We start from the raw sequence: 22700 nt of genomic DNA, 5'->3' as shown, positions 1-22700 counted from the left end.
GACACACTATAATGAATATGTTATTGTTCAGAATCAATGATACGTTCTGGATGACTGTATATATTAAAGCCACCATTTCGAATAAATCCAACTGCCGTAATATTTAGGTCATTAGCTAAGGTTACAGCAAGCGTTGTCGGAGCTGATTTAGATAAAATGACGCCAACACCAATTTTTGCGGCTTTAATTAAAATTTCTGATGAAATACGTCCACTAAAAATTAATACTTTATCTCGGACAGTAATATGTCGCTGAATACAAAATCCATATAATTTATCTAGAGCGTTATGTCTACCAATGTCTTGTCGATGTACAAAAAATGTCAAACCATCGCTTATAGCAGCATTATGTAAGCCACCTGTTTCTTGGTAAATATGACTTGCACTTTGTAATCGAGTCATCATGTTAATAATTTGCATTGGAGTTAAAGTGATTTTAGACATAGATGTTTTAGCGATAGCAGCATCATTTTGAAAATAAAACTCACGACTCTTTCCGCAACAAGATGCAATCATTCGTTTTGTGGAATATTGAAAGCGATCGCCTAAATCTTTATTAAGTTCAACATGGGCAAAACCTTTACTATCATCAATCAGTACAGATTTTAATTCATCTCGCTTTAAAATGGCACCTTCCGAAGCCAGAAATCCAATGACTAACTCCTCAAGGTTTGTTGGACTGCATATAACAGTCGCAAATTCTTCACCATTCACCATAATTGTAAGTGGAAATTCTGTCACATATTGATCTGTTGTATTGAATAATTTTCCATCTTCATATCTAACAATTGGTTGACCTAAAGATACATCTTTGTTCATTATCTAACCCCTTTAATTAGCTTAAACTTTATTTTAAAGCAATTTGCTTAAAATTTTAACATATTTGCTTAAGTTTGAAATTTGATTGATAAAAATTAATAGCGAGCAATCTGTTTGATTTAAATTGAATTCGAGAATATACATACTAGGGCATCAATTAATAAATATCAATCTTATGCAAATTTGACAATTGTTTGAATCAATATATAAACAGGCAACGGTTCTTTTCAAATATAATAGTAAGTGTATAATGAAAATGTAAATATTATTAAAAATGGGGGTTCACTCAATGAAATTGAAACGTTTATTTGCTGTTGTGATTGCAATGCTTTTAGTATTAGCTGGTTGCTCTAATTCTAACGATAATAATGAAAGTAAAAAAGATGACGCAGACAATGGTAAGAAACAAGAGATTCAAGTTGCAGCGGCAGCAAGTTTAACAGATGTAACCAAGAAATTAGCTTCAGAATTTAAAAAAGAGCATAAAAATGCTGATATTAAATTTAACTATGGTGGATCAGGGGCATTAAGAAAACAAATTGAATCAGGCGCACCTGTTGACGTATTTATGTCTGCAAATACTAAAGATGTAGATGCATTAAAAGACAAGAATAAAGCGCATGATACATATAAATATGCGAAAAATAGTCTAGTATTAATTGGTGATAAAGATTCAAATTACACTTCAGTAAAAGACTTAAAAGACAATGATAAATTAGCATTAGGTGAAGTGAAAACTGTACCAGCAGGAAAATATGCGAAACAGTATTTAGATAACAATAACTTATTTAAAGAAGTCGAAAGTAAAATCGTTTATGCTAAAGATGTAAAACAAGTATTAAATTATGTTGAAAAGGGTAATGCGAAACAAGGTTTTGTGTATAAAACTGACTTATATAAACAAAATAAAAAAATTGATACTGTAAAAGTAATTAAAGAAGTAGAACTTAAGAAGCCAATCACATACGAAGCTGGTGCTACATCAGATAGTAAATTAGCAAAAGAGTGGATGGAATTCTTAAAATCAGATAAAGCTAAAGAAATACTAAAAGAATACCACTTTGCAGCATAAGGAGTTGTAATCCATGCCTGACTTAACACCTTTTTGGATATCAATACGAGTTGCTGTAATCAGTACGATTATTGTAACGGTTTTAGGTATTTTTATATCTAAATGGTTGTATCGTCGTAAGGGTTCGTGGGTTAAAGTATTGGAAAGTTTATTGATATTACCTATTGTTTTGCCGCCAACGGTATTAGGTTTTATTCTATTAATCATCTTCTCGCCAAGAGGACCAATCGGTCAATTCTTTGCGAATGTACTACATTTACCTGTAGTGTTCACTTTGACAGGTGCTGTGATAGCATCTGTCATTGTTAGTTTTCCACTAATGTATCAACATACTGTGCAAGGCTTCAGAGGTATAGACACGAAAATGATTAATACAGCTAGAACGATGGGAGCAAGTGAAACGAAAATTTTCCTCAAATTAATTTTACCATTAGCTAAACGCTCTATTTTAGCAGGTATAATGATGAGTTTTGCTCGTGCATTAGGTGAGTTTGGTGCTACATTAATGGTTGCAGGATATATTCCAAATAAAACGAATACACTACCTTTAGAAATATACTTCTTAGTGGAACAAGGTAGAGAAAATGAAGCGTGGTTATGGGTATTAGTGCTAGTCGCATTCTCTATTGTGGTTATATCTACAATTAATTTATTGAATAAAGATAAATATAAGGAGGTCGACTAGATGCTTAAAATCAATGTGAAATATCAATTAAAGAACACTTTAATTCGCATCAATATAGATGATACTGAACCAAAAATTTATGCAGTTCGTGGTCCATCTGGCATTGGTAAAACTACTGTTTTAAATATGATTGCCGGATTACGTAAAGCAGATGAAGCTATTATCGAAGTGAATGGGCAATTACTTACTGATACGGCAAAAAACGTGAATGTTAAAATTCAACAACGACGTATTGGATATCTGTTTCAAGACTACCAATTGTTTCCTAATATGACGGTCTATAAAAATATTACTTTTATGGCTGAACCATCTGAACACATCGATCAATTAATTCAAACTTTAAACATTGATCATTTGATGAAACAATATCCTATGACATTGTCAGGTGGAGAGGCACAACGTGTAGCACTTGCACGTGCACTTAGCACGAAACCAGATTTAATTTTATTAGATGAACCTTTTTCTAGTTTGGATGATACTACAAAAGATGAGAGTATTACATTAGTTAAACGTATTTTCAACGAATGGCAAATACCAATCATATTTGTGACACATTCAAACTATGAAGCAGAACAAATGGCTCATGAAATTATTACAATTGGGTAATCATTTATTTGCCATTAAAGAGTTTAGAACGTATTTAAAATTGTAGAAGTGAATGCTTCTATCAGCATTTTAATGATGTTTTAAACTCTTTTTTAGGGGCAGTTTTTTTGAGAGACATTGACGCGCGTCATATAATGAAAGTAATGATAAAAAGAAAGGATAACTTAATGTGAGTCAAGAACGTTATTCAAGGCAAATTTTATTTAAACAAATAGGTGAAATAGGTCAAAGCAAAATAAATCAAAAATGTGCGTTGATTATTGGTATGGGCGCATTAGGTACACATGTGGCCGAAGGACTTGTTAGAGCAGGCATTGCCAAACTAATCATTGTTGATAGAGATTATATTGAATTTAGTAATTTACAAAGACAAACATTGTTTACTGAAGAAGATGCTTTGAAAATGATGCCTAAGGTGGTTGCAGCTAAAAAGCATTTGCTAGCGTTACGTAGTGATGTTGATATTGATGATTATATTGCCCATGTGGATTATTATTTTTTGGAAACACATGGACAGGACGTTGACGTTATTATTGATGCAACCGATAACTTTGAAACACGACAACTGATTAATGATTTTGCATATAAATATCGTATACCTTGGATTTATGGTGGTGTTGTACAGAGTACATATACAGAAGCTGCATTTATACCTGGTAAAACACCTTGCTTTAACTGTTTGGTACCACAATTGCCAGCATTAAATTTAACATGTGATACAGTAGGGGTCATTCAACCTGCCGTGACGATGGCAACAAGTTTACAATTAAGAGATGCGATGAAAGTATTAACGGAACAACCAATTGACACAAAAATAACTTATGGCGATATTTGGGAAGGTAGTCATTATTCATTTGGTTTCAGTAAAATGCAACGTTCAGACTGTACAACTTGTGGAGATGTACCAAGTTATCCGTATTTAAACAAGAATGAACAACGTTATGCAACATTGTGTGGTAGAGACACTGTACAGTATGAAAATGCATCAATTACACACGACATTCTTGTTCAATTTTTAAAACAACATCAGTTAAATTATCGCAGTAATTCGTATATGGTTATGTTTGAATTTAAAGGACACCGCATTGTTGCTTTTAAAGGTGGAAGGTTTTTAATACATGGCATGACACGCACATCAGATGCCACACATCTAATGAATTTATTGTTTGGATAAAAAAAGATAAGACAAAAGGAGTGTAATATTATGGGCGAACATCAAAACGTTAAATTGAATCGTACAGTTAAAGCAGCCGTACTAACGGTATCAGATACTAGAGACTTTGATACAGATAAAGGTGGTCAATGCGTGCGCCAACTATTACAAGCAGATGACGTTGAAGTGAGTGACGCACATTATACAATTGTGAAAGATGAAAAAGTAGCCATCACGACGCAGGTGAAGAAGTGGTTAGAAGAAGATATTGATGTCATCATTACGACTGGTGGAACAGGTATTGCACAACGTGATGTGACGATTGAAGCAGTAAAACCACTTTTAACTAAAGAGATAGAAGGCTTTGGGGAATTGTTTAGATATTTGAGTTATGTTGAAGATGTTGGCACGCGTGCATTATTGTCTCGTGCTGTAGCAGGTACAGTTAATAATAAATTGATATTTTCGATTCCAGGATCAACAGGCGCAGTTAAATTAGCATTAGAAAAGCTCATTAAACCAGAATTAAATCATCTGATTCATGAGCTTACAAAATAATTTATTGATTTGATTGGCGTTGAAAATCTCCAGATTTACCGCCAGACTTGCTTTCAAGGTAGGTTTCGCCAATAATCATACCTTTATCAACTGCTTTCGTCATGTCGTAAATGGTTAAAGCCGTTGCTGATGCAGCGGTTAAAGCTTCCATTTCAACACCGGTTTTGCCAGTTGTAGAGACAGTTGTTTGAATGTTTAAAGTATAAAGGGGTGCATTTGTTTCATCCCAGCTGAAGTGAACATCTATGCCAGTCAATGGTAATGGATGGCACATCGGAATAAGTGTTGATGTATTTTTGGCAGCCATAATACCAGCGATTTGAGCAGTGTTCAATACATTGCCTTTGGTATTGGTGTTATTAGAAATCTGCTTAAAAATAGTTTCATTTACAGTAATGCTTGAATGAGCGACAGCAGTTCTTTTTGTAATTTGTTTGTCTGATACATCGACCATTTTGGCGTGGCCTTGTTGATTAATATGAGTAAACTCAGTCATTTTACCCCTCCTAGTGCATCTAGTATATCATGAAAAAATAAAAGTTTTGGAGATGATTTTTAATGGTAGTAGAAAAAAGAAACCCAATCCCAGTTAAAGAAGCAATTCAACGTATCGTTAATCAGCAGAGTTCAATGCCGGCAATTACGGTAGCACTTGAAAAAAGTCTAAATCATATCTTAGCAGAAGATATTGTAGCTACTTATGATATACCAAGGTTTGATAAATCACCTTATGATGGTTTTGCAATTCGCAGTGTTGATTCACAAGGGGCAAGTGGTCAGAATCGCATTGAGTTTAAAGTGATTGATCATATTGGTGCAGGTTCAGTTTCTGATAAATTAGTTGGGGATCACGAAGCGGTGCGTATTATGACTGGAGCACAAATACCTAATGGCGCAGATGCTGTTGTTATGTTTGAACAAACGATTGAACTAGAAGATACATTTACAATTCGTAAACCATTTTCAAAAAATGAAAATATATCTTTAAAAGGTGAAGAAACAAAGACAGGCGATGTTGTTCTAAAAAAAGGACAAGTAATTAATCCAGGGGCTATCGCGGTCCTTGCAACATATGGCTATGCAGAGGTTAAAGTTATTAAGCAACCGAGTGTCGCTGTTATTGCAACAGGAAGCGAATTATTAGATGTTAATGATGTATTAGAAGATGGGAAAATTCGTAACTCTAATGGCCCAATGATTCGTGCCTTAGCAGAAAAATTAGGTCTTGAAGTTGGTATTTACAAAACACAAAAAGATGATTTAGATAGTGGCATCCAAGTCGTTAAAGAAGCTATGGAAAAACATGATATCGTTATTACAACGGGCGGAGTTTCTGTTGGAGATTTTGACTATTTACCTGAGATTTATAAGGCTGTAAAGGCGGAAGTGTTATTTAATAAAGTAGCAATGCGTCCTGGTAGCGTAACAACGGTTGCATTTGTAGATGGAAAGTATTTGTTTGGATTATCTGGAAATCCATCAGCTTGTTTTACAGGATTTGAACTATTTGTGAAACCAGCTGTTAAACATATGTGTGGCGCACTAGAAGTCTTCCCGCAAATAATTAAAGCAACATTAATGGAAGATTTTACCAAGGCAAACCCATTCACACGATTTATACGTGCTAAAGCAACGTTAACAAGTGCTGGAGCTACTGTAGTACCTTCAGGATTCAATAAATCAGGTGCGGTTGTAGCGATTGCACATGCTAACTGTATGGTCATGTTACCAGGAGGGTCACGTGGTTTTAAAGCGGGGCATACAGTAGATATTATATTGACTGAATCTGACGCTGCTGAAGAGGAACTTCTTTTATGATTTTACAAATTGTAGGTTACAAAAAGTCTGGTAAGACAACATTGATGAGGCATATTGTCTCTTTCTTAAAGTCACATGGTTATACAGTTGCTACTATTAAACATCATGGGCATGGTAAGGAAGATATTCAATTACAGGATTCAGACGTCGATCACATGAAGCATTTTGAAGCGGGGGCAGATCAAAGTATTGTACAAGGTTTTCAATATCAGCAAACTGTAACACGTGTAGATAATCAAAATCTTACTCAAATTATTGAAAAATCTGTTACAATTGACACCAATATCGTATTAGTTGAAGGCTTTAAAAATGCTGATTTTGAAAAAGTCGTAGTCTATCGAAATGAAGAAGAGTTGCAAGTATTACAACAATTGTCGAATGTTTGTTATAGCATTAATGTAAGGGAGCATGAAGATTTTACAGCATTTGAGCAATGGTTATTAAATAAAATTAAAAATGATTGTGATACACAATTAACATAGAGGATTGAAATGAATGAAACAATTTGAAATCGTGACAGAACCGATACAAACAGAACAATATCGTGAATTCACTATAAATGAATATCAAGGTGCAGTAGTTGTTTTTACCGGTCATGTTCGCGAATGGACTAAAGGCGTCAAAACGGAATATTTAGAATATGAAGCGTATATTCCAATGGCTGAAAAGAAATTGGCACAAATTGGAGATGAAATAAATGAAAAATGGCCTGGAACGATAACGAGTATTGTTCATAGAATAGGGCCATTACAAATTTCAGATATCGCTGTATTAATTGCGGTTTCTTCACCGCATCGTAAAGATGCCTATCGAGCAAATGAATATGCAATTGAGCGTATAAAAGAAATTGTTCCGATTTGGAAAAAAGAAATTTGGGAAGATGGTTCAAAATGGCAAGGGCATCAAAAAGGGAATTATGAAGAAGCGAAGAGGGAGGAATAAGAGAGATGAAGGTACTTTACTTCGCAGAAATTAAAGATATATTACAAAAAGCACAGGAAGATATTGTGCTTGAACAAGCATTGACTGTACAACAATTTGAAGATTTATTGTTTGAACGTTATCCGCAAATCAATAATAAAAAGTTTCAAGTTGCTGTAAATGAGGAATTTGTACAAAAATCGGATTTCATTCAACCTAATGATACTGTTGCATTAATTCCACCGGTTAGTGGAGGTTAAGGGAGCATGAAAGCAATAATTCTTGCAGGTGGTCATTCAGTGCGATTTGGTAAGCCCAAAGCTTTTGCGGAAGTGAACGGTGAGACCTTTTATAGTAGAGTAATTAAGACATTAGAATCAACAAATATGTTCAATGAAATTATTATTAGTACAAATGCGCAATTGGCAACGCAATTTAAATATCCAAATGTTGTTATAGATGATGAGAATCATAATGATAAAGGTCCATTAGCAGGAATTTATACAATCATGAAGCAACATCCTGAAGAAGAATTGTTTTTTGTCGTTTCTGTTGATACACCAATGATTACTGGTAAAGCTGTAAGCACGTTGTATCAGTTTTTAGTTTCTCATCTTATTGAAAATCATTTAGATGTCGCAGCTTTTAAAGAAGATGGACGTTTTATTCCAACAATTGCATTTTATAGTCCGAATGCATTAGGCGCTATAACTAAAGCACTACATTCTGATAATTACAGTTTTAAAAATGTATATCATGAATTATCAACGGATTATTTGGATGTAAGGGATGTAGATGCGCCCTCATATTGGTACAAAAATATAAATTATCAGCATGATTTGGACGCTTTAATTCAAAAATTGTAAGCTGTTAGGAGGTCCACAAATGGTAGAACAAATAAAAGATAAACTAGGACGTCCCATCCGTGACTTACGGTTATCTGTGACAGATCGGTGTAACTTTAGGTGTGATTATTGCATGCCTAAAGAGGTATTTGGAGATGATTTCGTATTTTTACCTAAAAATGAACTTTTAACGTTTGATGAAATGGCTAGAATCGCTAAGGTATATGCAGAATTAGGTGTAAAAAAAATACGCATTACAGGTGGAGAACCATTGATGCGACGGGATTTAGATGTACTTATAGCTAAATTAAATCAAATCGATGGTATTGAAGATATTGGTTTGACTACAAATGGTTTGTTATTAAAAAAGCATGGACAAAAGTTATATGATGCTGGGCTGCGCAGAATTAATGTCAGTTTGGATGCTATTGATGATACGCTATTTCAATCAATCAATAATCGTAATATTAAAGCGACTACGATTTTAGAACAAATTGATTACGCGACGTCTATTGGTTTGAATGTAAAAGTAAATGTTGTTATACAAAAAGGTATTAACGATGATCAAATCATACCAATGCTTGAATATTTTAAAGATAAACATATAGAGATTCGATTTATAGAATTTATGGATGTTGGTAATGATAATGGATGGGATTTCAGTAAAGTTGTAACTAAAGATGAAATGCTTACAATGATAGAGCAGCACTTTGAAATCGATCCTGTAGAACCAAAATATTTTGGGGAAGTAGCAAAATATTATCGCCATAAGGATAATGGTGTTCAATTTGGTTTGATTACAAGTGTTTCACAATCATTTTGTTCTACATGTACACGCGCAAGGCTGTCATCAGATGGGAAGTTTTACGGATGTTTATTTGCAACTGTCGATGGATTTAACGTTAAAGCGTTTATTCGTTCTGGCGTGACCGACGAAGAATTAAAAGAACAATTTAAAGCTTTATGGCAAATAAGAGATGATCGATATTCAGATGAGAGAACTGCTCAAACAGTTGCCAATCGTCAACGTAAAAAGATAAACATGAATTATATTGGTGGTTAATGTGTAGGGACCACTACATATTAAATCATTAGAGATGTTTTAATATTTCTGTCTTACTCCCTAAAATACAATATTATTTATTAAAGTAAAAACGGTCATATCTATGCCAGATTTAATAGAAATGATCGTTTTTAAAGTTTTTACAAGTTGGCGGGGCCCCAACACAGAAGCTGACAGAAAGTCAGCTTACAATAATGTGCAAGTTGGCGGGGCCCCAACATAGAGAATTTCAAAAAGAAATTCTACAGACAATGCAAGTTGGGGAACGGGGCCCCAACATAGAGAATTTCAAAAGAAATTCTACAGACAATGCAAGTTGGGGATCAACGAAATAAATTTTATGAGAATATCATTTCTATCCCACTCTTAAGAATCACTACATAATAAATCTTTAGTGGTTCTTTAACATTGATGTCACACTCCATGCCATTGAGTTGTAATATATCTTTTTTAGGTATAAATGTTGTCGAATAAACAACAAGTTGTCCAAAAGATATAAATCTAAACAAGATATAGCCAGCAATTTAATATTTGTAATAGATAAAATGCTAAGTTTGATATATAATAAATTTAAGTAATTGTATAATAATATGAATTACAAACATCTAAGAAGAAACATAGGAGGCATCATATTATGAGTAATAAAGTTCAACGTTTTATAGAAGCAGAAAGGGAGTTAAGTCAGTTAAAGCACTGGTTAAAAACAACACATAAGATTTCAATTGAAGAATTTGTAGTCCTTTTTAAAGTGTATGAAGCTGAAAAGATTAGCGGTAAAGAATTGAGGGATACATTACATTTTGAAATGCTATGGGATACAAGTAAAATCGATGTGATTATCCGTAAAATCTATAAAAAAGAGCTTATTTCTAAATTGCGTTCTGAAACGGATGAAAGACAAGTATTCTATTTCTATAGTACTTCTCAAAAGAAATTGTTAGATAAAATTACTAAAGAAATAGAAGTGTTAAGCGTTACAAACTAAAAACTTAAAAAGCATGCCAATCTCTATTCATCATAATTGCGTCTTGGGGACAGACAAATGATGAATAGAGATTGGCATGCTTTTTATTTTTGAATATAAATATTTAGTTCATGGCATTTCTAGTTACATGACGTCCATGAATTAAGAAGTAAACAAGCATAGTAATGATTGCTAAAGCGGCCATAAAGCCGAAGATTTCACTATATGAAAACATATGAGTAAATAACCCAAGGAATGATGGACCGAAGCCGACACCTGCATCTAGACCAACGTAAAAAGTAGATGTCGCGATACCATATTTAATCGGGGGTGAGACTTTTATCGCAATAGATTGCATTGCAGATGATAAATTTCCATACCCTAAACCTAGGCAAGCACCAGCAAGTAATATTAACCAGCTTTGATAGCTTGAAATTAAGCATACAAATGAAAGGAAAAGCATGATAAATGCTGGGTAGACAATAATATTTTCATTTTTATCATCCATCAATCTACCAGCAATAGGTCTAGTAATTAACGATGCTATAGCATAGCAAATAAAGAAATAGCTTGCTGCAGTGACTAGGTGTCGCTCTAAAGCAAATGCTTGTAAATAAGTTAGGATGGACGCATAGGTAACGCCAATTAAAAGCATAATTACAGCAACAGGAATGGCCTCTTTTGCAATAAATTGATGAATACTAAATCTTGGTTTATCAATGACATTAGTTTCAGTTTTGTTATTTGTTACTTCGAAATCAACTTTTATAAATAATGAGATAATGAGTCCGAGTATGCCTAATATGACACAAATAATAAACAGTAAGTCAATTGCGTATTTTGTAATAAGTAACATGCCTAGAAATGGGCCAATCGCTGTACCTAATACTAAACTTAAGGAAAATAAACTGATGCCTTCACTTTTTCTATTAACAGGGGTAACGTATGCCGCAATAGTACCTGTTGCAGTTGTCACAACTGCAGTTGCGATACCGTTTATGAGACGTACAAAGATTAAAAAAGCTAAAGATCCATCAATAAAATAAAGTAATTGCGTGATAATTAAAGCAATTAAACCAATAAATAATAATCGTTTAGGTCCGATTTGATTTACAAATTTACCTGTAGCAAATCGACCAATTAAAGACCCGACAATAAATAGTCCTACAACTAATCCGGCTAATGAATCGGAAGCGTCGAAAGCTTGCTTACTATAGCCAGCAATAACTACAAGTAACAAATACATGCATAGGTATACGATAAAGTTGACTAAAAAGTTAATTGTAAAACTTTTGGTGAAAATAGGTGATTTATTTAATGAGCCTTGATTAGTCATTGTGTGCCTCCTTTAATAATATTTCATGAATTTGATTCATCACATTTATGGTTTCTTGCATTTGATCTTGCGAAATGTTTGTTTTGGCAACTACTGCTTGTTGGAGCTTTTGTACATCAAGACAAACAATCTCATATAATTCATGCCCTTTAGGTGTTAAAGTTAAAAACTTTTGTCGTTTATCCTCTAAACTGTTTTCTACTGTTATAAGGTCATTTTCTATTAGAGCTTTTAAAGTTTTTCTTGCAGTAGGCTTTTCAATTGCACGTCTATGTGAAATTTCAATGAGAGTAGTGGGCTGATGTTTAGCGATATCGCGTAAGATTAACCATTGGCCATAATATATATTGTGTTTTTCTAAAATCGGCTCGGCTAATTTTAAATAGGGGCGATATATTGTTATAAAACTATTGAAAAATTCTTGTGATAGCATAGTGACATCTCCTAAGACAAAATAGTTAGCTTAGCTAACCTTTTTACAACAATAGTAATTATAAAACGGGAGCAATTAGAAATCAATATATAATTATTAAGAGCAAAAATAATTATACTTTGTTAAAATAAGCGTAATTACATGTAAATAGGGGGATACTAATGATATTGAAATTTGATCACATCATTCATTATATAGATCAGTTAGATCGGTTTAGTTTTCCAGGAGATGTTATAAAATTACATTCAGGTGGGTATCATCATAAATATGGAACATTCAATAAATTAGGTTATATCAATGAAAATTATATTGAGCTACTAGATGTAGAAAATAATGAAAAGTTGAAAAAGATGGCAAAAACGATAGAAGGCGGAGTCGCTTTTGCTACTCAAATTGTTCAAGAGAAGTATGAGCAAGGCTTTAAAAATATTTGTTTGCGTACAAATGATATAGAGGCAGTTAAAAATAAACTACAAAGTGAGCAGGTTGAAGTAGTAGGGCCGATTCAAATGGAAAGAGATACACATAAAGATGGTAAGGTAAAGTGGCAATTGCTTTATATAATGAATCAGGATGATGATGAAATTAAGCCACCATTTTTTATTCAATGGGAAGAAAGTGATTCCATGCGTACTAAAAAATTGCAAAAATATTTTCAAAAACAATTTTCAATTGAAACTGTTATTGTGAAAAGTAAAAACCGATCACAAACAGTATCGAATTGGTTGAAATGGTTTGATATGGACATTGTAGAAGAGAATGACCATTACACAGATTTGATTTTAAAAAATGATGATATTTATTTTAGAATTGAAGATGGTAAAGTTTCAAAATATCATTCGGTTATCATAAAAGACGCACAAGCAACTTCACCATATTCAATTTTTATCAGAGGTGCTATTTATCGCTTTGAACCATTAGTATAAATATACGTAAGTGCTATGAGCGAGAATGCCCATATGAATAATGACAAGCACAATGGAAAGAATCGTTAATATATTATTTAATCGTGATGACTTAATTAAAATGAAAAAGATTGATAATATAAATGTGAAAAAGATAAGTATAACCCGTAAACTAAAGTAATTCACGGTGAGAGGTTGACTCAATGTCATAATGATTGCAACGATGTTCATAATTATAAATAGACTTAAAATAATTGTTCTCATATCAAACACCTCATTGTTAGATTATTGACATTATAACAGGGGTAATTGTATATGAACATTAATGTGGTTGCTTGAGGAAAAATTTATTCATTGAAGTCAAGTTGGTTCATTTTAGAAATGAATATCGTGTTAGATGATGAAAGTATATTGAAGTATAGGTAACTAGTTGAAAAGTATTAATTGTACGATAACATTAAATTTAACACGAAACATAGATATAAAATGATTCACAATTAAAATGGGTAAATTTGAACTTGCTAAACTATTAATTGGAGCATGGACATTTCAAAAATAAGAGTTCAAATCTTACACAAGCTCTGAATCGACACTATAAGATACAAACTGTATAATTAAAGGTATTGTTAAATAGAAGGAGATATCATAAATCATGGAAAAGATGCATATCACTAATCAGGAACATGACGCATTTGTTAAATCCCACCCAAATGGAGATTTATTACAATTAACGAAATGGGCAGAAACAAAGAAATTAACTGGATGGTACGCGCGAAGAATCGCTGTAGGTCGTGACGGTGAAGTTCAGGGTGTTGCGCAGTTACTTTTTAAAAAAGTACCTAAATTACCTTATACGCTATGTTATATTTCGCGTGGTTTTGTTGTTGATTATAGTAATAAAGAAGCGTTAAATGCATTGTTAGACAGTGCAAAAGAAATTGCTAAAGCTGAGAAAGCGTATGCAATTAAAATCGATCCTGATGTTGAAGTTGATAAAGGTACAGATGCTTTGCAAAATTTGAAAGCGCTTGGTTTTAAACATAAAGGATTTAAAGAAGGTTTATCAAAAGACTACATCCAACCACGTATGACTATGATTACACCAATTGATAAAAATGATGATGAGTTATTAAATAGTTTTGAACGCCGAAATCGTTCAAAAGTGCGCTTGGCTTTAAAGCGAGGTACGACAGTAGAACGATCTGATAGAGAAGGTTTAAAAACATTTGCTGAGTTAATGAAAATCACTGGGGAACGCGATGGCTTCTTAACGCGTGATATTAGTTACTTTGAAAATATTTATGATGCGTTGCATGAAGATGGAGATGCTGAACTATTTTTAGTAAAGTTGGATCCAAAAGAAAATATAGCGAAAGTAAATCAAGAATTGAATGAACTTCATGCCGAAATTGCTAAATGGCAGCAGAAGATGAAAACATCTGAAAAGCAAGCTAAAAAAGCGCAAAATATGATTAATGATGCGCAAAATAAAATTGCTAAAAATGAAGATTTAAAACGAGACCTAGAAGCTTTAGAAAAGGAACATCCTGAAGGTATTTATCTTTCTGGTGCACTATTAATGTTTGCTGGCTCAAAATCATATTACTTATATGGTGCGTCTTCTAATGAATTTAGAGATTTTTTACCAAATCATCATATGCAGTATACGATGATGAAGTATGCACGTGAACATGGTGCAACAACTTACGATTTCGGTGGTACAGATAATGATCCAGATAAAGACTCAGAACATTATGGATTATGGGCATTTAAAAAAGTGTGGGGAACATACTTAAGTGAAAAGATTGGTGAATTTGATTATGTATTGAATCAGCCATTGTACCAATTAATTGAGCAAGTTAAACCGCGTTTAACAAAAGCTAAAATTAAAATATCTCGTAAATTAAAACGAAAATAGATTAACGACTGAAATCTGAACGCTCATAAGACTGTCATTTGCGTTCAGATTTTTTTACACAATATAGAATGGTTGAGTAAAATATTTTTGAATATAGTGAAAGAGGGGGAAGTACTGTGATAAAAAAGCTATTACAATTTTCTTTAGGGAATAAGTTTGCTATCTTTTTAATGGTTGTTTTAGTTGTCTTGGGCGGTGTATATGCGAGTGCTAAATTGAAATTAGAATTACTACCAAATGTACAAAATCCAGTTATTTCAGTTACAACAACAATGCCGGGTGCAACGCCACAAAGTACCCAAGATGAAATAAGTAGTAAAATTGACAATCAAGTAAGATCATTGGCATATGTGAAAAATGTTAAAACGCAATCCATACAAAATGCTTCAATTGTAACAGTTGAATATGAAAATAATACAGATATGGATAAAGCAGAAGAACAGCTTAAAAAAGAAATCGATAAAATTAAATTTAAAGATGAAGTTGGTCAACCAGAATTAAGACGTAATTCGATGGATGCTTTTCCGGTTTTAGCATATTCATTTTCAAATAAAGAGAATGACTTGAAAAAAGTAACGAAAGTACTGAATGAACAATTAATACCAAAATTGCAAACGGTAGATGGTGTGCAAAATGCGCAATTAAATGGGCAGACGAACCGTGAAATCACCCTTAAATTTAAGCAAAATGAACTTGAAAAATATGGGTTGACTGCTGATGATGTAGAAAACTATCTAAAAACGGCAACAAGAACAACGCCACTTGGATTGTTCCAATTTGGTGATAAAGATAAATCAATTGTTGTTGATGGTCAATATCAATCTGTTGATGCTTTTAAAAACATAAATATTCCATTAACGTTGGCAGGAGGACAAGGGCAATCTCAATCCCAAAGTGACAATAAACAAAATTCAGCCATGTCAGACGTTAATCAGGCATCACCACAGCAAAATTCAAAAGCGTCAGCACCAAATAATATAAGTGGTATGCCGACAGCGAAACTAGGAGATTTAGCTGATATTACAGTTGGTGATGTGCGTACTTCTATTTCTAAAACGAATGGAAAGGATGCGGTTAATCTACAAATAACTAAAGCTCAAGATGCCAATACAGTTCAAGTAGCCAAAGATGTACAACGTAAAATTGATACATTCGTTGATGAAAATAAAGATTTTAATGTCACAAAAACAATGGATACTGCAAAGCCTGTTGAGAAATCACTTTATACGATGGTTGAAAAAGCATCATTAGGTACAATCGTGGCAATTATAGTTATTTTGCTGTTTTTAAGAAACATTCGTACGACGGCAATTTCTATTATATCGATTCCGTTATCACTTCTTATGGCGCTTATTGCTCTGAAATTGAGTGATGTTTCATTGAATATACTAACGTTAGGTGCATTAACAGTAGCGATTGGACGTGTGATAGACGATTCGATTGTAGTTGTTGAAAATATTTATCGACGCTTAACAGATTCAGAAGAACAACTAAAAGGTGAAAATTTAATTATCAGTGCGACAACTGAAGTATTTAAACCAATAATGTCATCGACACTAGTTACTATTATCGTCTTCTTACCACTTGTGTTTGTATCAGGTTCAGTAGGCGAAATGTTTAGACCTTTTGCATTGGCTATTGCATTTAGTTTATTAGCATCGTTATTAGTGTCAATTACACTCGTTCCAGCGTTGGCAGCTACACTATTTAAAAAAGGCGTTAAACGTCGTAATAAACAACATCAAGAAGGATTAGGTGTTGTTAGTACAACTTATAAAAAAGTATTACATTGGTCATTAAATCATAAGTGGATTGTAATTATATTAAGTACATTAATTTTGGTTGCAACTATTGTATTTGGAGGACCGAGACTAGGCACTAGCTTTATTTCAGCAGGTGACGATAAATTTTTAGCTATTACTTATACACCGAAGCCTGGTGAAACGGAGCAAGCAGTGTTGAATCATGCGAAAGATGTTGAAAAATATTTAAAACAGAAAAAGCATGTAAAAACAATTCAATACTCAGTTGGCGGTAGTAGTCCAGTAGATCCAACGGGTAGTACAAATAGTATGGCAATCATGGTTGAATATGATAATGACACGCCTAATTTTGATGTAGAAGCGGATAAGGTTATTAAACATGCAGATGGCTTTAAACATCCTGGAGAGTGGAAAAATCAAGATTTAGGAACAGGTGCAGGTAATAAATCTGTAGAGGTTACTGTAAAAGGTCCATCAATGGATGCCATAAAATCAACTGTAAAAGATATTGAACAGAAAATGAAACAGGTTAAAGGACTAGCCAATGTCAAATCTGATTTATCGCAAACATATGATCAGTATGAAATTAAAGTCGATCAAAATAAAGCGGCAGAAAATGGTATTTCTGCAAGTCAACTTGCAATGCACTTGAATGAAAACTTACCAGAAAAAACAGTTACGACTGTTAAAGAAAATGGTAAAACTGTTGATGTTAAAGTCAAACAAAATAAGCAAACAGACTGGTCAGAAGATAAGTTGAATAATATAACTTTGAAAAAGCCGACTGGTGGTACGATTAAATTGGGAGATATCGCTACGTTAGTTAAAACAACGACACCAAGTAAATTGACGCAAGAACAAGGAGATTATGCAACGACGGTATCTGCTAAAGTAACAAATAAAGATGTGGGTGGCACAACACGACAAGTGATGTCTAAAATAAATAATTTGGACAAACCGAATAATGTAAAGGTTAATATCGGTGGTGCATCAGATGATATTAACAATGCAATGACACAATTAGCCTTTGCAATGTTAGCTGCAATCATTATCGTATATTTAATCCTAGTTATTACATTTAAAGGTGGCCTAGCACCATTTACAATTTTATTCTCTTTACCATTTACAGTTATCGGTGTAATTATTGCACTATTAATCACAGGAGAAACAATATCAGTACCAAGTTTAATTGGTATGCTAATGTTAATTGGAATCGTAGTAACAAATGCCATTGTGTTAATAGACCGTGTTATTAATAATGAGCAACAGGGCATGGAGATGAAAGAAGCATTAATCGAAGCAGGCGGTACTAGAATTAGACCGATATTAATGACGGCGATTGCAACAATTGGTGCATTAGTTCCTTTGTTATTTGGTCAAGATAGCTCGATTCTTATTTCGAAAGGATTAGCTGCTACAGTTATTGGTGGTTTAATTTCATCAACTTTATTAACACTTGTAGTTGTACCAGTAATATATGAAATTCTCTTTACTTTAAAAAAACGATTCACTAAACGATAGATAATATAAAAGCCATAAAAGCGGTCATGATATTGACTACTTTTATGGCTTTTTAAAATTTGAAATTTTAGACCTTATTTCACGTGCGATTTAATCGATGTGTTAATAAAACAATACTGGCATTCAACATGTAATCCGATAATAAAATAAGGTTGCAATTATGTTATTGCATATTTTGTTTATTACTTAGAATAATACGATGGTTAAGATGAAATATATGACAAAGATAAATAATGACATTAAATTCAAGATGTTTACGCCTTTTAGATCTTTTTTAAGCATTTTAAATCCTGTCACTTCGACATTACCGACTAAGAGTAATAAGACGATAAATACCCACCAATTCTCTTTTGGAAAACTCATCGTCGTTAATGCTAAGACGAATAATAACAACACACCCATAATAATTCTCAAAATGCGAGTAAATACAACTTCCATTTTAAAAATACTAATAAAACTAACAATTAGATAAAGTATTGCTAGTAAAATCAGATAAAATTGCATATGATAACTTCCTCTCCGTTTCAAAGGGTTCATGTAGTACAGCAGCGTAGAAAACATAAATAGCAGTGTTGGGATAGATATGCGTGTATGTTGTTAATGAAACACTAAATCATAACACGACAACATCTTGTGATTCTAGATGTAATTGAGCGAAAAATGAAGCAATTCATCAATATAACGTATTCAGAGCAATGCTAGTCAAATTTATGTAACAAAAAGCATTTATTGCTTGAATGATAGATTATTAATCTTGCATTTGAGCACGAACGTTTCTAATTTCATTTTCAATATCTTTAAGTTGACGAACAAGTGCGGAAGTATCTAAATTCAAAGATTCCCGTTTTTCTATGTCACCTTGAAGACGAACATAATCATATTTAAGTTCGGCTAGTTGGTTTTCTAAAGACATACTATAACACTCCTTTGAAATATAATTAAGTGCATTTAATGTAGATTATAGCATGAAACAGTAGACTTCTAAAATATCTGTGGAGTATGTTAAAGTTATAAATTATGAAGATTATTGAAAGAAGGGATAACAGTGACAGAACAATTTACTATGATTATTTTATTAATTGCGCTTGGTTACTTTTTGAAGCGCATTAATTTTATAAAAGCAACAGATAGTCAAGTCATTGCTACATTAGTTCTTAATGTCACACTCCCATCTTTAGTTATTGTGAATTTAAACAGTGCAGAATTAAAATTGTCATTCTCCATTTTACCAATTTTAATGATTATATATGGTATTGTGGCGAAAATGATTGCTGTCTGGTTTTTTAGAAAATATGATAATCACATGCGTGGATCAGTAGGTATGATGACTGGTGCTATGAATATTGGATTGTTTGCATATCCACTAATTGAAGTGATATGGCCTAAAACGGGACTTATTTATTTTGTTATGGCTGATATAGGTGGTGCCTTTGTGATGTTTGGAATTACTTACTTTGTAGGTAGCTACTTTAGTGAAGGTAGTGATCAATTCGATTTTAAATATTTAGGTAAGAAATTATTACAATCAGTGCCACTCGTTACATACATTGTAATGTTTATATTGAATATAAGTCACATCCATTTACCACATGTGGCAATCGATTTCTTTAGCATACTTTCCCATGCAAATATGCCGTTATCAATGATTTTGCTAGGTGTCATGTTGAATTTTACTCTGGAAAGAAAGTATATACCTGCTACTATTAAATATTTATGTTTGCATTATGGATTAGCATTAGTTGCGGGATTGTTAGTATATGTGTTGTTACCAGTATCAGATGATATGATTAAGACGACATTGTTGGTCACTTGGATGTTCCCGGTAGGTGTTGCAATTATTTCTTATGGTATTCAGTTTAAATATCGAACACTGCCATTTATAGGTATGACGACCAATTTGACAATCATTATTAGTATCATTATTTTGTACGTGTATCAGGCAGTGTTTGTCTAGTTTACACATTTGAAAATAAAATCCATTTTAGTATTCGTAGAAAATGAGAGCCCCCTTTACCACAATATGTAAATGTATATTGTGAAAAGGGGGCTTTTATTTATGACATAGTTGTTCAACTCATACATTCAAGTTGATAATGCAGTGCGTTATGCAGCTATCCACTTCATATGTATGGCGCATACTTGATATATGAATATCATCAAGATTTTAAAAGTATCGCTAATTTTAAAGTCTTAAAACGCATGATTAATGTCATGATGTGTTATTGCGTTTTGTTTTTAGAGCCACGTATTTCCTAGGACATATAGAGGAACATTCAACGTAAAATTCCCGAAAATTAATTTTAATCATTCTATAAGTGAATGGTTATTTTCAGAAGTGATTACATTTTTACGTTACATGAGTATTTAACTTTCTATTTCAAATTACCTAGAATTATAGCAGCTATCACGATAATAATAATACCTGCCCAAATACCCGTCATCTGACGACGATCTTTTCTTTCTCCTAAAATGAAAATACCGCCTAAGGTTGAAACGATAACAAGTAACTGTGATAATGAGAAACTTGTAGCTACACCAACTTTTGGTTGAGAATAGAACATGAACAAGTTACCAATTCCCCAAATCACACCTGGCAATAGATTAAGTGCTGTTGATTTAAGTGATGTTTTATGATTCATGGATAGGATAAAGCCACCAATTGCCATACCGACAGATTGGAAGAACAATGCATCAGTTCCACCAACACCAAAGATGTCACCAAGTACAACGAAACCTACATATCCAACTGTAGATACAATTAAAATACCCATTGCTTTTTTAAATTCAGGATTATCTGATTGACGTTCATTTTTAGCTTTAAGTGAAGTAAGTGCTACACCAGTAACTAATAATATCATGGCGATTAAACCAAAGATAATTTGAGTCATTGAAGACCATTCACCTAAAAAGATAACGCTGAATAATGTTGTACCAACTAATTGCATACCTGTAGAAACTGGCATAGTATTTGATACACCGATTAAACTAATAGATTTAAGCTGATTCGCTTGTCCAAACGCCCATAATGCACCAGAAATAAGACCGACAATAATTACAGTAGGATTATTGAATTTTGCGAAACCAGTAATAAGTAAACCTAATCCAACAATGAGTGCGCCTAGCGTCGTACCACGAATTTGGTTGTAAGGTCCACCGCCGACGAACACATTAATAAGAACGACACTTCCCCAGAATAAAGCAGGTAAAAGTGCGATTAAGAAATCAAGAAATTGCAAGACTACTCACTCTCCTATACTATTTATGCAAGTGCTCCCCTTAATTGACACTTGCATGTTATTGTAAAGCATTCTGCCCTAATAGTAAAAAACAACTACTTATAATTTTCAATATTTACAAAAAGTAGAAAAACCCACAATACATGCTAATGATGTACTGTAGGGTATTTGCTTGGTGTTTTATTCAGGGATTGTTTGATCTTTTACGTTACGTGATTCGAATTTGAATTTAATGTACTCATAGTTGATATGGAAACCTAGACCATTAAATCGTTCGATGAGTTTATTATTTTTATTACGAATTTTAAAATAAACTTTTCTAATATCAAAATTATCAAAAGCATATTGCAATGCATACGCAAGCAACTCGAAAGCGATACCTTTCAAACGGTAATCTACATGAGAACTGAAGTATTTAATCTCGGCGATTGACTGTTGTGAATCAATTTCAAGGTATAAATAACCTTTAAGTAAACCTTCGCTAACAAATAAAAACAAATGATGATGGTCGTCTAAACTATCAATGATATCTTGTGGTGACTGTGCCTGATATTTAAATGTAGTTGTGTGTAATTTGCTGAAAGCATGATAAAACCCTTTGTGATAAGGAATGATATTTGGTTGGTGCATATCTTCTTCTAATCTTGTACGGGCTTCTATGTAATAGTCAGTGAAGTTATAACTTGCTTGAATAACTTTCATTAATGGTTTGTATTGTTGAATGCCTTCTTCAAAAGAAAAGTTAAAGACGGCATCGTCAGGTTGGTTCGAAGTCATTGCTTTAAATAGCGTTTCAAACGTATCGACAGATAATACATAATTGTCAGCCACGAAAGGGCCTATGACTTTGAATTTATTTTTATCGTATGCAAAAGACAATATGATTGCTTTGATTGAATCGTTTTCTTTAATCGAAAATACACCAGGTGATTCAATCGCATCGGTTATTAATACATCTATTTCATTGTACTGTTGAGGAAGTTTATATAAGTATGATGCTGATTCATAATTCGAATGTTCAATGAACGATTTTATTTGTGTAATATCATATAACTGAACTATGCTCATGTCATTACCTCCGTACT

27 protein-coding genes are annotated in these 22700 nt (G+C 33.0%); 17 read left to right on the top strand and 10 right to left on the bottom strand.

Annotation, left to right across the window (positions count from 1 at the left end; all coding sequences use genetic code 11):
* Positions 1 to 20: 20 nt before the first annotated feature.
* The gene (gene fdhD, locus AA076_RS11625) at positions 21 to 818 is read right to left on the bottom strand and encodes a formate dehydrogenase accessory sulfurtransferase FdhD (protein ID WP_001030825.1); all 798 of its coding nucleotides are present in this window, start codon (positions 816 to 818) and stop codon (positions 21 to 23) included.
* A gap of 289 nt (positions 819 to 1107) precedes the next feature.
* Here fdhD and modA point away from each other — a divergent pair, with 289 nt between their 5' ends.
* From modA to AA076_RS11600, 5 genes are all read left to right on the top strand, one after another.
* Positions 1108 to 1890, top strand: coding sequence for a molybdate ABC transporter substrate-binding protein (modA, locus tag AA076_RS11620; protein WP_000769517.1), 783 nt, complete (start codon positions 1108 to 1110; stop codon positions 1888 to 1890).
* A 13-nt stretch (positions 1891 to 1903) separates the two neighbouring features.
* A complete protein-coding gene (modB, locus tag AA076_RS11615) occupies positions 1904 to 2575 on the top strand; it encodes a molybdate ABC transporter permease subunit (protein ID WP_001113093.1) in 672 nt (223 codons plus the stop codon).
* Complete coding sequence (locus tag AA076_RS11610) at positions 2576 to 3181, top strand: ATP-binding cassette domain-containing protein (RefSeq protein ID WP_000913019.1); 606 nt, start codon at positions 2576 to 2578, stop codon at positions 3179 to 3181.
* A gap of 169 nt (positions 3182 to 3350) precedes the next feature.
* Entirely contained in the window at positions 3351 to 4355 is a 1005-nt protein-coding gene (locus tag AA076_RS11605; protein ID WP_000076929.1) for a ThiF family adenylyltransferase, read from the top strand.
* Positions 4356 to 4385: 30 nt separating this feature from the next.
* A complete protein-coding gene (locus tag AA076_RS11600) occupies positions 4386 to 4892 on the top strand; it encodes a MogA/MoaB family molybdenum cofactor biosynthesis protein (protein ID WP_000503820.1) in 507 nt (168 codons plus the stop codon).
* Position 4893: 1 nt separating this feature from the next.
* On the opposite strand, the gene moaC is transcribed toward AA076_RS11600, so the two are convergent.
* Positions 4894 to 5388: a cyclic pyranopterin monophosphate synthase MoaC gene (gene moaC, locus AA076_RS11595; protein ID WP_000134528.1), complete on the bottom strand. Its 495-nt coding sequence runs from the start codon at positions 5386 to 5388 to the stop codon at positions 4894 to 4896.
* Positions 5389 to 5450: 62 nt separating this feature from the next.
* Between moaC and AA076_RS11590 the strand changes: the two genes are divergently transcribed.
* Genes AA076_RS11590 through moaA form a run of 6 tightly spaced genes read left to right on the top strand, consistent with a single transcriptional unit; the run spans position 5451 to position 9539 of the window.
* The gene (locus AA076_RS11590; protein WP_000259718.1) at positions 5451 to 6710 is read left to right on the top strand and encodes a molybdopterin molybdotransferase MoeA; all 1260 of its coding nucleotides are present in this window, start codon (positions 5451 to 5453) and stop codon (positions 6708 to 6710) included.
* Positions 6707 to 7192: a molybdopterin-guanine dinucleotide biosynthesis protein B gene (gene mobB, locus AA076_RS11585; RefSeq protein ID WP_000602937.1), complete on the top strand. Its 486-nt coding sequence runs from the start codon at positions 6707 to 6709 to the stop codon at positions 7190 to 7192. The genes AA076_RS11590 and mobB overlap by 4 nt, the downstream gene beginning before the upstream one ends.
* Before the next feature lie 13 nt (positions 7193 to 7205).
* Positions 7206 to 7652 carry a molybdenum cofactor biosynthesis protein MoaE gene (locus tag AA076_RS11580; RefSeq protein WP_000808500.1) on the top strand — a complete coding sequence of 149 codons (447 nt, stop codon included), beginning with the start codon at positions 7206 to 7208 and terminating at the stop codon, positions 7650 to 7652.
* A 5-nt stretch (positions 7653 to 7657) separates the two neighbouring features.
* Positions 7658 to 7891, top strand: a complete 234-nt coding sequence (gene moaD / locus AA076_RS11575; RefSeq protein WP_000866971.1) for a molybdopterin converting factor subunit 1 — start codon at positions 7658 to 7660, stop codon at positions 7889 to 7891.
* 6 nt (positions 7892 to 7897) lie between these two features.
* Positions 7898 to 8497, top strand: coding sequence for a molybdenum cofactor guanylyltransferase MobA (mobA, locus tag AA076_RS11570; RefSeq protein ID WP_000643988.1), 600 nt, complete (start codon positions 7898 to 7900; stop codon positions 8495 to 8497).
* Positions 8498 to 8516: 19 nt separating this feature from the next.
* A complete protein-coding gene (gene moaA, locus AA076_RS11565; protein ID WP_000230173.1) occupies positions 8517 to 9539 on the top strand; it encodes a GTP 3',8-cyclase MoaA in 1023 nt (340 codons plus the stop codon).
* Between the two features lie 338 nt (positions 9540 to 9877).
* On the opposite strand, the gene AA076_RS15500 is transcribed toward moaA, so the two are convergent.
* Complete coding sequence (locus tag AA076_RS15500) at positions 9878 to 10048, bottom strand: hypothetical protein (RefSeq protein WP_001790034.1); 171 nt, start codon at positions 10046 to 10048, stop codon at positions 9878 to 9880.
* A gap of 125 nt (positions 10049 to 10173) precedes the next feature.
* Here AA076_RS15500 and sarV point away from each other — a divergent pair, with 125 nt between their 5' ends.
* Complete coding sequence (gene sarV, locus AA076_RS11550; RefSeq protein ID WP_000066900.1) at positions 10174 to 10524, top strand: HTH-type transcriptional regulator SarV; 351 nt, start codon at positions 10174 to 10176, stop codon at positions 10522 to 10524.
* Positions 10525 to 10627: 103 nt separating this feature from the next.
* Here the strand turns inward: sarV and AA076_RS11545 are convergent, their stop codons facing one another.
* On the bottom strand, positions 10628 to 11839 hold the full coding sequence (locus tag AA076_RS11545; protein ID WP_000184419.1) for an MFS transporter: 1212 nt from the start codon (positions 11837 to 11839) through the stop codon (positions 10628 to 10630).
* A complete protein-coding gene (locus AA076_RS11540) occupies positions 11832 to 12272 on the bottom strand; it encodes a MarR family winged helix-turn-helix transcriptional regulator (protein ID WP_000951058.1) in 441 nt (146 codons plus the stop codon). Before AA076_RS11540 ends, AA076_RS11545 begins: the two co-directional genes overlap by 8 nt.
* Before the next feature lie 161 nt (positions 12273 to 12433).
* Between AA076_RS11540 and AA076_RS11535 the strand changes: the two genes are divergently transcribed.
* Complete coding sequence (locus tag AA076_RS11535) at positions 12434 to 13198, top strand: VOC family protein (protein WP_000600967.1); 765 nt, start codon at positions 12434 to 12436, stop codon at positions 13196 to 13198.
* Here AA076_RS11535 and AA076_RS15495 read toward each other — a convergent pair.
* Entirely contained in the window at positions 13190 to 13441 is a 252-nt protein-coding gene (locus AA076_RS15495; protein ID WP_001549681.1) for a hypothetical protein, read from the bottom strand. The two genes, AA076_RS11535 and AA076_RS15495, sit on opposite strands and share 9 nt — an antisense overlap.
* A 388-nt stretch (positions 13442 to 13829) precedes the next feature.
* Here AA076_RS15495 and femX point away from each other — a divergent pair, with 388 nt between their 5' ends.
* Both femX and AA076_RS11520 read left to right on the top strand, forming a co-directional pair.
* Positions 13830 to 15095 carry a lipid II:glycine glycyltransferase gene (femX, locus tag AA076_RS11525; RefSeq protein ID WP_000413865.1) on the top strand — a complete coding sequence of 422 codons (1266 nt, stop codon included), beginning with the start codon at positions 13830 to 13832 and terminating at the stop codon, positions 15093 to 15095.
* A 116-nt stretch (positions 15096 to 15211) separates the two neighbouring features.
* Positions 15212 to 18379, top strand: a complete 3168-nt coding sequence (locus AA076_RS11520) for an efflux RND transporter permease subunit (protein ID WP_000592303.1) — start codon at positions 15212 to 15214, stop codon at positions 18377 to 18379.
* Positions 18380 to 18565: 186 nt separating this feature from the next.
* Here the strand turns inward: AA076_RS11520 and mspA are convergent, their stop codons facing one another.
* Both mspA and AA076_RS15490 read right to left on the bottom strand, forming a co-directional pair.
* Positions 18566 to 18883, bottom strand: a complete 318-nt coding sequence (gene mspA, locus AA076_RS11515) for a membrane stabilizing protein MspA (RefSeq protein ID WP_001161085.1) — start codon at positions 18881 to 18883, stop codon at positions 18566 to 18568.
* Between the two features lie 244 nt (positions 18884 to 19127).
* The gene (locus AA076_RS15490; protein WP_000051206.1) at positions 19128 to 19292 is read right to left on the bottom strand and encodes an SE1832 family protein; all 165 of its coding nucleotides are present in this window, start codon (positions 19290 to 19292) and stop codon (positions 19128 to 19130) included.
* 132 nt (positions 19293 to 19424) lie between these two features.
* Between AA076_RS15490 and AA076_RS11505 the strand changes: the two genes are divergently transcribed.
* The gene (locus tag AA076_RS11505) at positions 19425 to 20333 is read left to right on the top strand and encodes an AEC family transporter (RefSeq protein WP_000139188.1); all 909 of its coding nucleotides are present in this window, start codon (positions 19425 to 19427) and stop codon (positions 20331 to 20333) included.
* Between the two features lie 170 nt (positions 20334 to 20503).
* Positions 20504 to 20635 carry a hypothetical protein gene (locus AA076_RS15485; RefSeq protein WP_001789121.1) on the top strand — a complete coding sequence of 44 codons (132 nt, stop codon included), beginning with the start codon at positions 20504 to 20506 and terminating at the stop codon, positions 20633 to 20635.
* Positions 20636 to 20751: 116 nt separating this feature from the next.
* Here the strand turns inward: AA076_RS15485 and AA076_RS11495 are convergent, their stop codons facing one another.
* The gene (locus AA076_RS11495) at positions 20752 to 21615 is read right to left on the bottom strand and encodes a GRP family sugar transporter (RefSeq protein WP_001159898.1); all 864 of its coding nucleotides are present in this window, start codon (positions 21613 to 21615) and stop codon (positions 20752 to 20754) included.
* 180 nt (positions 21616 to 21795) lie between these two features.
* On the bottom strand, positions 21796 to 22683 hold the full coding sequence (locus AA076_RS11490; protein WP_001836324.1) for a GNAT family N-acetyltransferase: 888 nt from the start codon (positions 22681 to 22683) through the stop codon (positions 21796 to 21798).
* Positions 22684 to 22700 lie beyond the last annotated feature (17 nt).

This window comes from Staphylococcus aureus (assembly GCF_001027105.1).
GTDB lineage: Bacteria > Bacillota > Bacilli > Staphylococcales > Staphylococcaceae > Staphylococcus > Staphylococcus aureus.
The sequence above is the reverse complement of the archived record's forward strand: the minus strand, read 5'-3'. Positions and strand labels throughout refer to the sequence as shown.

Coding starts and splice junctions, on each gene's coding strand:
- fdhD (WP_001030825.1), bottom strand. CDS start 818: ATGAACAAAGATGTATCTTTAGGTCAACCAATTGTTAGATATGAAGAT.
- modA (WP_000769517.1), top strand. CDS start 1,108: ATGAAATTGAAACGTTTATTTGCTGTTGTGATTGCAATGCTTTTAGTA.
- modB (WP_001113093.1), top strand. CDS start 1,904: ATGCCTGACTTAACACCTTTTTGGATATCAATACGAGTTGCTGTAATC.
- AA076_RS11610 (WP_000913019.1), top strand. CDS start 2,576: ATGCTTAAAATCAATGTGAAATATCAATTAAAGAACACTTTAATTCGC.
- AA076_RS11600 (WP_000503820.1), top strand. CDS start 4,386: ATGGGCGAACATCAAAACGTTAAATTGAATCGTACAGTTAAAGCAGCC.
- moaC (WP_000134528.1), bottom strand. CDS start 5,388: ATGACTGAGTTTACTCATATTAATCAACAAGGCCACGCCAAAATGGTC.
- AA076_RS11590 (WP_000259718.1), top strand. CDS start 5,451: ATGGTAGTAGAAAAAAGAAACCCAATCCCAGTTAAAGAAGCAATTCAA.
- mobB (WP_000602937.1), top strand. CDS start 6,707: ATGATTTTACAAATTGTAGGTTACAAAAAGTCTGGTAAGACAACATTG.
- AA076_RS11580 (WP_000808500.1), top strand. CDS start 7,206: ATGAAACAATTTGAAATCGTGACAGAACCGATACAAACAGAACAATAT.
- moaD (WP_000866971.1), top strand. CDS start 7,658: ATGAAGGTACTTTACTTCGCAGAAATTAAAGATATATTACAAAAAGCA.
- mobA (WP_000643988.1), top strand. CDS start 7,898: ATGAAAGCAATAATTCTTGCAGGTGGTCATTCAGTGCGATTTGGTAAG.
- moaA (WP_000230173.1), top strand. CDS start 8,517: ATGGTAGAACAAATAAAAGATAAACTAGGACGTCCCATCCGTGACTTA.
- sarV (WP_000066900.1), top strand. CDS start 10,174: ATGAGTAATAAAGTTCAACGTTTTATAGAAGCAGAAAGGGAGTTAAGT.
- AA076_RS11545 (WP_000184419.1), bottom strand. CDS start 11,839: ATGACTAATCAAGGCTCATTAAATAAATCACCTATTTTCACCAAAAGT.
- AA076_RS11540 (WP_000951058.1), bottom strand. CDS start 12,272: ATGCTATCACAAGAATTTTTCAATAGTTTTATAACAATATATCGCCCC.
- AA076_RS11535 (WP_000600967.1), top strand. CDS start 12,434: ATGATATTGAAATTTGATCACATCATTCATTATATAGATCAGTTAGAT.
- AA076_RS15495 (WP_001549681.1), bottom strand. CDS start 13,441: ATGAGAACAATTATTTTAAGTCTATTTATAATTATGAACATCGTTGCA.
- femX (WP_000413865.1), top strand. CDS start 13,830: ATGGAAAAGATGCATATCACTAATCAGGAACATGACGCATTTGTTAAA.
- mspA (WP_001161085.1), bottom strand. CDS start 18,883: ATGCAATTTTATCTGATTTTACTAGCAATACTTTATCTAATTGTTAGT.
- AA076_RS15490 (WP_000051206.1), bottom strand. CDS start 19,292: ATGTCTTTAGAAAACCAACTAGCCGAACTTAAATATGATTATGTTCGT.
- AA076_RS15485 (WP_001789121.1), top strand. CDS start 20,504: ATGTATGGCGCATACTTGATATATGAATATCATCAAGATTTTAAAAGT.
- AA076_RS11490 (WP_001836324.1), bottom strand. CDS start 22,683: ATGAGCATAGTTCAGTTATATGATATTACACAAATAAAATCGTTCATT.